General features: G+C 69.0%; 10 protein-coding genes. 3 read left to right on the top strand and 7 right to left on the bottom strand.

What is annotated here, in order from left to right:
• From KUTG_RS37590 to KUTG_RS37580, 3 genes are all read right to left on the bottom strand, one after another.
• Positions 1–1,082: aminoglycoside phosphotransferase family protein (locus KUTG_RS37590; RefSeq protein WP_052395849.1), on the bottom strand; the 1,082-nt coding region annotated here is incomplete at its 3' end.
• 4 nt (positions 1,083–1,086) lie between these two features.
• Positions 1,087–2,073, bottom strand: coding sequence for an ADP-ribosylglycohydrolase family protein (locus tag KUTG_RS37585; protein ID WP_043723717.1), 987 nt, complete (start codon positions 2,071–2,073; stop codon positions 1,087–1,089).
• A 39-nt stretch (positions 2,074–2,112) separates the two neighbouring features.
• On the bottom strand, positions 2,113–2,595 hold the full coding sequence (locus tag KUTG_RS37580; protein ID WP_043723714.1) for a MarR family winged helix-turn-helix transcriptional regulator: 483 nt from the start codon (positions 2,593–2,595) through the stop codon (positions 2,113–2,115).
• Between the two features lie 68 nt (positions 2,596–2,663).
• Here KUTG_RS37580 and KUTG_RS37575 point away from each other — a divergent pair, with 68 nt between their 5' ends.
• Together KUTG_RS37575 and KUTG_RS37570 are read left to right on the top strand one after the other, a co-directional pair.
• Positions 2,664–3,128, top strand: coding sequence for a cupin domain-containing protein (locus KUTG_RS37575; protein ID WP_043723713.1), 465 nt, complete (start codon positions 2,664–2,666; stop codon positions 3,126–3,128).
• Positions 3,129–3,138: 10 nt separating this feature from the next.
• Positions 3,139–3,867, top strand: a complete 729-nt coding sequence (locus KUTG_RS37570; protein ID WP_043723711.1) for a GNAT family N-acetyltransferase — start codon at positions 3,139–3,141, stop codon at positions 3,865–3,867.
• A gap of 39 nt (positions 3,868–3,906) precedes the next feature.
• Here the strand turns inward: KUTG_RS37570 and KUTG_RS37565 are convergent, their stop codons facing one another.
• The 4 genes from KUTG_RS37565 to KUTG_RS54340 form a co-directional block, all read right to left on the bottom strand.
• A complete protein-coding gene (locus KUTG_RS37565; RefSeq protein ID WP_052395848.1) occupies positions 3,907–4,878 on the bottom strand; it encodes a Fic family protein in 972 nt (323 codons plus the stop codon).
• 245 nt (positions 4,879–5,123) lie between these two features.
• Positions 5,124–7,898: a vitamin B12-dependent ribonucleotide reductase gene (locus KUTG_RS37560; protein ID WP_043723706.1), complete on the bottom strand. Its 2,775-nt coding sequence runs from the start codon at positions 7,896–7,898 to the stop codon at positions 5,124–5,126.
• An 81-nt stretch (positions 7,899–7,979) separates the two neighbouring features.
• Entirely contained in the window at positions 7,980–8,468 is a 489-nt protein-coding gene (gene nrdR, locus KUTG_RS37555; protein ID WP_043723703.1) for a transcriptional regulator NrdR, read from the bottom strand.
• A gap of 232 nt (positions 8,469–8,700) precedes the next feature.
• The gene (locus KUTG_RS54340; protein ID WP_052395847.1) at positions 8,701–9,126 is read right to left on the bottom strand and encodes a LysM peptidoglycan-binding domain-containing protein; all 426 of its coding nucleotides are present in this window, start codon (positions 9,124–9,126) and stop codon (positions 8,701–8,703) included.
• Positions 9,127–9,330: 204 nt separating this feature from the next.
• Here KUTG_RS54340 and lexA point away from each other — a divergent pair.
• Positions 9,331–9,986: transcriptional repressor LexA (gene lexA / locus KUTG_RS37545; protein ID WP_043731970.1), on the top strand; the 656-nt coding region annotated here is incomplete at its 3' end.

Raw genomic sequence — 9,986 nt, 5'->3', positions numbered from 1 at the left:
TCGGCGGCGTGGTACGGCCGTTCCGAAGGCTCGATGCCTTGCAGGAACGCGTCGTACACCGCCGCCCCGCGCAGGCTTCCGAGCGGGCGCTTGAGTTCGAGCGCCCGCTCCGGCTCGCAGCCCGGAATTCGTTGCCGCCACAGGGAACACCAGCGCGCGTTGAGCGTCGGCTCGTCGCGGACGTCGAGCGCCGGATGGCCGATGACGCTGTCGGTCCAGTCCAGGATCACCCTGCGCACGCCGTCCGACCGGACGTTGCCCGGGTGGAAGTCGCCGTGCACCAGGCTGTCCGGAATGCCGCAGTCGGCCAGGTTCCCGAACCGCTCCGGCAGGCCCGCCACCAGTTTGCCCAGCTCGTCCCGCTCTTGCGTGGTCAGCTGATCCGCGTACTTGTCGGCTGCTTGCGTCACGCGCTCGATGAACGAATCCGCCCGCCAGTCCGGCACTCCCAGACCGACCAGCTCGTCCACATGCTCGACCGCCATCGACTGGATCTCGAACAGATCCTCCATCATGGCGGCGATCTCGGCCGGCTCCGCGTCGTAGCGATCCGTGCCCGGCACGTCCGCCAACAGCATCCGGCCGCCGTCCGCCTTGAGCAGGCCCGGCACCAGCTCCGGCACCCGATTTCCCAGCCAGGCCACCACGATCGGCTCCTGCCGCAGGAACGGCGGCGCTTCCTTCAGCCACGCCCCGTCCAGTCGCCACACCGACGACAGGTTCCAGGTTCGTTGCTGCACACCGGTTTCCACCCCCGCCCAACGCAGCGACGCCGCCGGCCCACCGGGTTGCGCCCACGTCATCCGCAGCGGATGCGGCGTCAGCCAGTTTTCCTGTAGGGGTCCCAATTCCAGCGGCGGGCCGTCGTACTCCGCCAGGTACGTCACCGCTCCCCCGTGCGGCTGCGGCCTTTCCGCCGCCACCAGCCTCAGCACCGTCACCTCGATGCCGAACTCCTCACGGGCCCCCGCCACCACCGGCGCTACTTCTTGCCACCACTGGGATTCCACCTCGTACGGCCGCGTCGTCCCCAGCGGCGTCCCGTCCGGCGTCACCAGCGCCAGCGTGACCGTGCGTCCCATCGGATCAGTCCCATTCCCGGCCGAAGCGGGCCAGCTCGTCCGCGTGCTCGATGCGCTGCGACCATTCCGCCGGCCAGCACTCGAAGCCATGTGCGGCACCCATGAACGCCCCGGCCAGGCAGGCGATCGAGTCCGAGTCGCCCGCCGTCGTCGCCGCCCGGGCCAGCATGTCCACCGGCTCGTCCGGGAACAGCAGGAAGCAGTGCACCGCCGTCGCCAGCGCCTCCTCGGCGATCCAGCCCTCTCCCGTGCGCAGGCACGGATCCTCGTCACGGTCCGGCGCTGCGAGGGCGGCCTTCAGTGCGTCCACCGCCTCCAGGCACTCATCCCATCCACGGGCGATGAAGTCCGTCGGGCTGTCCACCCCCGGCCGCGCCCACAGGTCGGCCAGCCAGTCCCCGTGATACACCGTCCGCTGCTCGAAACACCGCTCCCGCAACGCATCCGGCAGCTCCGCCGGCCGCATTCCGTTACGCAGCCAGTGAATCGCGAAGGCCGTCAGCTCACTCGCCGCCAACGCCGTCGGATGTCCGTGCGTCAGCGCCGCCTGGAACTGCGCCGCGGCCGCCCTCTCCACCTCGCCGAGGCCCGGCATCAGCCCCATCGGCGCCACCCTCATGTTCGCGCCGCAGCCCTTCGACGTCTCCCCCGTCGCCTTGCGCCACGCCAGGCCCGAGGCCAGCAGTTCACACGCCCGCAGGCACGTCATGCCCGGCGCTCGGTTGTTCTCCGGGCTGCCCACCCACTCCACGAACTGCTCCCGCAGCGCCTTCTCCAGCACCCCCGGCTCCAGCGGCCCGCTCCGCGGCATCGCCCTCGCCACCGCCAGCGTCATCTGCGTGTCATCCGTGATCAGCGCCGGATCCCCCACCAGCTCTCGCGGCCCCTGCTCCCCGTACCTCCGCACGATCTCCGCCACCGACAGAAACTCCGTCGGCGCCCCCATCGCGTCCCCGTAGGCCAGACCGAACAGGCTCCCCGTCGCTTTCACACCCTGATTCTCACACCCCGGCCAACCGGTATTTCCTCATCACCCGGCGTCGTCCGCGGCGAGCAGTGCGCGGAGCGACTTCTCCATCGCCGCCCGTTCCCTGACCGACAGGACGGCGGCCATCCGCTGCATGTTGGCGGCGTGCTCGGTCAGGGCCTCGTCGATCAACTCCCGCCCGCGTTCGGTCAGCGCCACGACAAAACTGCGCCGGTCGGCCGGATCCAGCGTGCGCTCCACGAGGCCCGTGGCCTCCAGGCCGTCCAGGCGCTTGGTCATGCCGGAGCGGGACATCATCAGCGCGTCGGCCAGATCCGACGGCATCGCCGGGCCCGCGCGGCGCAGCGCAGTCAACACGTCGAACTCGCCCGCTCGCATGCCGTGGGCCGCGCACCACCGCTCCATGAACGCCGTCAGACCGGCCGAGAGCTGCATGATCCGGCCGAACACCCCGAGCGCCGAGAGGTCCAGGTCCGGCCGCTCGCGCCGCCATTGCTCCAGGATCCCGTCGATCGCGTCGTCCACCCGCCCATCCTAGTTCACCAGACGATAGTTCTCTGGCGAATTATCCTCTGGCGAACTACCCTGGCCGCATGACACTCGTTCGCAGCGCTGAAGCCGAGGTGCTCGGCACCGACCATGCGATGATCCGCCTGCTCGCCGACGGCCGGGACACCGACGGCGCCATCAGCGCCAGCCGCACCACCCTCGCCGCCGGCGTCGACGGCCCGCCGCCGCACTTCCACCGCGGCTCCGCCGAGATCTTCTTCGTGCTCTCCGGCTCCCTGCAGGCATTGGCCGGCGAGCGCGTCGTCACCCTCGACACCGGCGACTTCCTTGTCGTGCCCCGACTCATGCCCCACGCCTTCGGCGCCGTCGCCTCGTCCGCCGACGTGCTGATCCTCTTCGCCCCCGGCATGCTCGACCGGCTCGACTACTTCCGCCTCGGCGACCGTGTCCTCAAAGGACAGGCCGACCCCCGTGAACTCCTGGCCACCCAGGACCGCTTCGACAACCACTTCGTCGAAAGCCCGCTCTGGCAACAGGTGCGCGCCTAGACTCCCCTCGGTGCAGATCGTCACCACCCGCGACCGTCTCGACCTCACCGGCGACGCCATGGCCCCTCTCCGCGCGGCCTGGCCCACCTTCGCCCTGCACGATCCCGTCTCCATCGAGTACCGCGACGCCTTCGAGGCGTGCTTCCCGCAGTACGCCGTGCTTCTCGTCGACAACGACCAGGTCCTCGCCAACGCCGCCGCCGTCGCCCTCCGCTGGAACGGCTCCGTCGCCACCCTCCCCGCCGGCTACGACGGCGCCGTCGTCCAGTCCGTCACCGAGCACCACGCCGGCATCCCCGCCGACACCCTGTGCATCATGTCGGCGACCGTCCACCCGTCCCACCTCGGCCAGGGCCTCGCCGCCATGGCCCTCACCGCCCTACGCGACCGCGCCGCCCAGGCCGGCCTCCCCCGCGTGATCGTCCCCGTGCGCCCCACCCTCAAAGCCAGCTACCCCTTGACCCCCATGGCCGACTTCCTCACCTGGCTCCGCCCCGACGGCCTCCACCTCGACCCGTGGATCCGCACCCACCAACGCCTCGGCGCCACCATCCTCGCCCCCGCGCCCCGCTCCATGGTCGTCACGGGAACCGTTGCCGAATGGGAGAAGTGGACCGCCATGGCCTTCCCCCAGACCGGCCCCTACGTCGTCCCCGGCGCCCTGAACCTCGTCCACATCGACCGCACGCTCGACCAGGGCCACTACGAGGAGACCAACCTCTGGATGCAGCACCACTGAGCCGACCGCCGCGCCGAGGGCAAGCGGTGGACGTCGCTTCTAATCGCGCCCTCGACGTCGTTGGTGCTTGTTCAGTCGATAGGCGTCGACGGCCTTGCGTGAACTGCGCCAGACGCCGTCCACTCCCTGAACCGCGTCCAGCCGGCCTCGCTGTGCTGCTTGCCGCAGTGCCGCCAACGAGAACTCCTCGTCCACCAACGCCGCCAGCGGCACCAACCGCGCAGGGCCGGCAACATTGGGCACGATGAAACGGTTGAGATTGTCGTACATCGCACGGGCGATCAATTCCCCCAGCGCACCGTAGTCGCCGGCGTCAGCACGCTGCATCGCCGTCAGGTACATGTCACGCTGGCGCTTGAAAATGACCACTGGCGGGTAACCCAGCCTGACCAGGACGAGATTCAGGATCAACCGTCCCGCACGGCCGTTTCCGTCAATGAACGGGTGTATCCGTTCGAAGGTGTTGTGCAGTCGGGCAAGCTCCTCCACCAGCGGACGACCGAGGTCTTCACCCGAGTGAATCCGTAGGCCCGCGACGCACACGTCGTCGACCCACTGCTGGCTCTGCGCCGCGACAAGCGGCCACGACGGCGGCTTCATACCCGCCGAGAACGGCTGGATGTCGTGCTCTCGAAAGTTGCCGGGCCCTTCACGGCCGGTCGCATCCTGATGCGGAGCGATGTCCCACACTGGGGTCATCGCCGTGTGATGAACCTGCCGGACCTCACCGATCGTCAACAGCCTGCCGTCGTGCCACTCCGCCGGCTCCAGAGCCTGGCCGTAGACCCACTTGGCCGCGTCCGCGTAACCGCGGACCTCGTTGTACTCCCGCAGCGACTTGGCTCCGACAGCACGGCCGGAGTCGAGCAGCGCCTCGACTTCACGCAGGACAAGCGTGTTGCCCTCAAGCGCGGTGGAATGGTGGGCTTCCTGGTGCCAGATGTCGTCCCAGATGGCCTGGGCTTCCTTGGGGTTCGGCAGTCCGCCGTAACGTTGGTTGAGCTCAGCCATCGCCCGGTCAAGCCGCTCATAGACGCTGGCGCGGCTAGGACGCCCCCTGCCAACCACAACACACCCCAAAGTTGATACATCCAATGAATACCTAATTGAACTTATCAACTTTGCGGGGCGTGCAGTACCTGCCATCACGTCATCCACCCGATGAGGTGGATGACGTGATGGTCACCGGTCGTCACCGCAGCCGGGTGTGGGTGGCACAACCGCTCGCCACCCACACCCCGACCTGCGGGTTCAGCTCAGCTGCAGCCGGAGGTGCTGCCGCAGCCCTCGCAGACGTAGCAGGAGCCGGCGGGGCGCATCTTGGTGCCGCAGGTCATGCACAGGGGGGCGTCGGCGGCCTTGCCGAGGGTGAGCTCGACGAGCTCGGTGGAGCTGTGGGCCTCGCCGCGGGGCTTGGCGGGCTCCACCGCGGCGGTCGTCGGGGCCTCGACGCCGACCTGGAGGGCCTCCAGGTCGACCTGGCCGTAGTCGGCGCTGACCTGGGCGGTGCGCTCGTCGGCGGTGAAGATGCCGAGCTCGGACCGCTTCTCGTACGGGAGGTAGTCCAGGGCGAGACGACGGAACAGGTAGTCGACGACGCTGGTGGCGATGCGCACGTCGGGGTCGTCGGTCATGCCGTTGGGCTCGAAGCGCTGGTTCTGGAACTTGGAGACGTAGAACTCCAGCGGGATCCCGTACTGCAGGCCGACGGAGATGGACATGGAGAAGGCGTCCATGACACCGGCCAGGGTGGAGCCCTGCTTGCCCAGCTTGATGAAGATCTCGCCGAGGCCGTCGTCGGGGTAGGAGCCGGCGTGCAGGTAGCCCTCGGCGCCGCCGACGGTGAACGACACGGTCTGCGACGGGCGCTTCTTGGGCAGGCGCTTGCGCACGGGGCGGTACTCGATCACCGTCTCCGTGGCCTTGGCGTCGGAGGACGAGGAGCCGCCCTTGCCGGCGGACAGGGGCTGCCCGACCTTGCAGTTGTCGCGGTAGATGGCCAGGGCCTTGAGACCGAGCTTCCACCCCTGGAAGTAGATCTCCTCGACCTCTTCGACGGTCGCGGTCTCGGGCATGTTGACGGTCTTGGAGATGGCGCCGGAGATGAACGGCTGCACGGCGGCCATCATGCGGACGTGGCCCATGGGCGCGATGGAGCGCTCGCCCATGGCGCAGTCGAAGACCTCGTAGTGCTCCTGGCGCAGGCCGGGGGCGTCGATGACGTGCCCGTGCTCGCCGATGAACTCGACGATGGCCTCGATCTGCTCCTGCTGGTAGCCCAGGGCCTTGAGCGCGCGCGGCACGGTCTGGTTGACGATCTGCATGGAGCCGCCGCCGACCAGCTTCTTGAACTTGACCAGGGCGAGGTCGGGCTCGATGCCGGTGGTGTCGCAGTCCATCATCAGGCCGATGGTGCCGGTGGGCGCGAGCACGCTGGCCTGCGCGTTGCGCCAGCCGTTGCGGGCGCCGACCTCGAGGCCGCGCTGCCACTCGGTGGTGGCCAGCTTCTGCACGGCGATGTCGTTGGCGTGGTACGTGCGGACGAGGTCGTTGGCGGCGGCGTGCTTGCGCATGACCCGCTGGTGCGCCTCGGCGTTCTGCTTGTACCCCTCGTACGCGCCGACGACGCCGGCCAACTCGGCGGAGCGGCGGTAGGCGGTGCCGCTCATCAGCGAGGTGATGGCGGCGGCCAGCGCGCGGCCGCCCTCGGAGTCGTAGGCGTGGCCGGTGGCCATCAGCAGCGCGCCCAGGTTGGCGTAGCCGATGCCCAGCTGGCGGAACTTGCGGGTGGTCTCGGCGATCGGCTCGGTCGGGAAGTCCGCGAAGCAGATGGAGATGTCCATCGCGGTGATGACGACCTCGACGGCCTTGGCGAACAGCGGCGCGTCGAAGGCGCCGTCCTCGCGCAGGAACTTCATCAGGTTCAGCGACGCCAGGTTGCAGCTGGAGTTGTCCAGGTGCATGTACTCGCTGCACGGGTTGGACGCGGTGATCCGGCCCGACTCGGGGCAGGTGTGCCAGTCGTTGATGGTGCCGTCGTACTGGATGCCCGGGTCGGCGCACGACCAGGCGGCCTGCGACAGCTTGCCGAACAGCGACTTGGCGTCGACGCTCTCGATGACCTCGCCGGTCTGCCGCGAGCGCAGCCCGAACTGGCCGCCGGCCTCGACGGCGTGCATGAACTCGTCGGAGACGCGCACCGAGTTGTTGGCGTTCTGGTACTGCACGGACACGATGTCCTTGCCGCCCAGGTCCATGTCGAAGCCGGCGTCGCGCAGCGCGCGGACCTTGTTCTCCTCGCGCGCCTTGGTCTCGATGAACTCCTCGACGTCGGGGTGGTCGACGTCGAGCACGACCATCTTGGCGGCCCGGCGGGTGGCGCCGCCCGACTTGATGGTGCCGGCGGACGCGTCGGCGCCGCGCATGAAGGAGACCGGGCCCGAGGCGGTGCCGCCGGAGGACAGCAGCTCCTTGGAGGACCGGATGCGGGACAGGTTCAGGCCGGCGCCCGAGCCGCCCTTGAAGATCAGGCCCTCTTCCCGGTACCAGTTGAGGATCGACTCCATGGTGTCGTCCACGGCCAGGATGAAGCAGGCGCTGACCTGCTGCGGCGAGGCGGTGCCGACGTTGAACCACACCGGCGAGTTGAAGCTGAACACCTGGTGCAGCAGCATCCAGGTCAGCTCGTGCTCGAAGATCTCGGCGGTCTTGTCGTCGGCGAAGTAGCCGTGCTCGACGCCGGCCTTCACGTACTTGAGCACCACTCGGTCGATGAGCTGGCGCAGGCTGCGCTCACGCACATCGGTGCCGACGGCGCCGCGGAAGTACTTGCTGGTGACGATGTTCGTCGCGTTGACCGACCAGAAGTCGGGGAACTCGACGCCGCGCTGCTCGAAGTTGACCGAGCCGTCGCGCCAGTTCGTCATGACGACGTCGCGGTGCTCCCAGGTCACCTCGTCGTAGGGATGCACGCCCTCGGTCGTGTAGACCCGCTGCACGTTCAACCCCGTCTTGCTGACGGCCTTCGTCATGACCGTTCCCTCTCGTTCCGTTTTCGTGCGCGTCAACATGGCCGTCCCGAGCACGGGACGGCGAAACCTGCGTCTGGTCATCTACTCGGTCGCGTGCTCCTGCTCAGGCGACAGCTGTCCATCGTGTTCGGCACGCTTGAGCTCGGCGATCTCCTTCTCGAAGTCCTCGACCGAGGAGAACGAGCGGTAGACGCTGGCGAAGCGCAGGTAGGCGACCCCGTCCAGGTCGCGCAGCGGGCCAAGGATGGCCAGCCCGACCTCGTGACTGGGGATCTCGGCGCAGCCGGTCGAGCGGATCGACTCCTCGACCCGCTGGGCCAGCTGCTGGAGGGCGTCCTCGTCCACGGGGCGGCCCTGGCAGGCTCGGCGGACGCCCGTGACGACCTTGTCCCGACTGAACGGCTCCGTCACCCCGGAGCGCTTGACGACGGCGAGCACCGCCTCTTCGACGGTGGTGAAGCGGCGGCTGCACTGGGAGCAGGAGCGGCGCCGGCGGATCGCCTGGCCCTCCTCCACCTCCCGGGAGTCCACCACCCGTGAGTCCGGGTGCCGACAGAACGGGCATCGCACGGCGACCCAACTCCTCCCCGACCTGCAACGGCTCAAGTCATCCACAGGTTGGGGGCGGTTACCCACAATCTGTGGACAGCTTCAGCGCTGCGAACCACTAGATGTAGGGGTAGAAGGTATGCCTCGCCGCGCCGCTACGCAAACCGCGACACGCCGTCCGACCACGTGTTGAGAGAGATGGTGACGCGAATGTCACTCGGGCACTCGGGTGAAACACCGATCGAGTGATGTGCTACGCGGGGACCTGGAGCGGCTGCCCGGCATGCAGGGCCCGGTCGCCGAGGTGGTTGAGCGTGACGATGCGCTCGACGACCTCGTCCACGGAGCTGTTCGGAACGACCCGATGGGCCAGCTGGGGAAGGGTCTCGCCGTCCTGCGCCTGCACGGTGGCGACACCGGTCGGCACGGGCTCGGAGCCGGCCGAGGACAGGCCGTTCACGGCGGCGAGGCCGAGGCAGGCGATGAAGGTCAGCAGGCCGACCAGGGCCAGCTGCACGCCGCCGGACATCCGCCTCGGCCGACAGGCGGCCGCGGTGGCGACACCGGGGGCGATGACGGGGCGGGGACGGCCCGGAGGGCGGCGGAAGTCGCCCGAGCCGGTGCGCAGCACCCGCGTCCGGCGGGTTCCCGGCCTGATCAGCAGCTCCTGGGTCGCCATCTCGCCTCCCATGATCGAACAGGCGTTCTATCGAACGTCCGTGCGAAGATGTACCACACGGAGCCGGCCGGGTCGAGTGTTCGACGGCGTGTCCTTCGAACAGGTGTTTGATCGAATCGGCGCGGCGGGCTACCGTTGGACCCTGAAGATCACTGGGCATGGGGCGCCGCCGGGGAGGGTGGCGTCGAGGAGGAGGGCAGCGTGATGGCACGCAAGGGCGCCGACAGCGACGTAGGAGGTCCCGTGGTTGAGGTGATGGACGAGGGGGAGGACTCGCCGTCCCAGGACCCGCGGCTGACCCCGCGTCAGCGCAAGGTGCTGCGCGTCATCCAGGAGTCGGTGGAGCGGCGGGGCTACCCGCCGAGCATCCGCGAGATCGGCGACGCGGTCGGGCTGACCTCGACCTCGTCGGTGTCGCACCAGCTCAAGATGCTCCAGCGCAAGGGCTACCTGCACCGGGACGCCAACCGGCCCCGCGCGGTCGGCATGCTGACCGGCGAGGGCGCCACGATGTCGGGCGGCATGGCCACGCCCACGGTCCAGCCGGTCTACGTGCCGCTGGTCGGCCGGATCGCCGCCGGTGGGCCGATCCTGGCCGAGCAGTCGTTCGAGGACGTGTTCCCGCTGCCGAGGGAGATCGTCGGCGAGGGCTCGCTGTTCCTGCTGAAGGTGGTCGGCGACTCGATGGTCGACGCCGCCATCACCGACGGCGACTTCGTGGCCGTGCGCCAGCAGCCGACCGCGGAGAACGGCGACGTGGTGGCCGCGATGATCGACGGCGAGGCCACCGTGAAGACGTTCAAGCGGCGCGACGACCACGTCTGGCTGATGCCGCACAACGAGGCCTACCAGCCGATCCT

This window comes from Kutzneria sp. 744, assembly GCF_000568255.1.
In the GTDB taxonomy this organism is placed as follows: domain Bacteria; phylum Actinomycetota; class Actinomycetes; order Mycobacteriales; family Pseudonocardiaceae; genus Kutzneria.
The sequence above is the reverse complement of the archived record's forward strand: the minus strand, read 5'-3'. Positions and strand labels throughout refer to the sequence as shown.

What these genes read in the sequence shown, in the direction of transcription:
- KUTG_RS37565 (WP_052395848.1), bottom strand. Translation starts at nt 4,878, where the DNA reads ATGGCTGAGCTCAACCAACGTTACGGCGGACTGCCGAACCCCAAGGAA.
- KUTG_RS37575 (WP_043723713.1), top strand. Translation starts at nt 2,664, where the DNA reads ATGACACTCGTTCGCAGCGCTGAAGCCGAGGTGCTCGGCACCGACCAT.
- KUTG_RS37560 (WP_043723706.1), bottom strand. Translation starts at nt 7,898, where the DNA reads ATGACGAAGGCCGTCAGCAAGACGGGGTTGAACGTGCAGCGGGTCTAC.
- KUTG_RS54340 (WP_052395847.1), bottom strand. Translation starts at nt 9,126, where the DNA reads ATGGCGACCCAGGAGCTGCTGATCAGGCCGGGAACCCGCCGGACGCGG.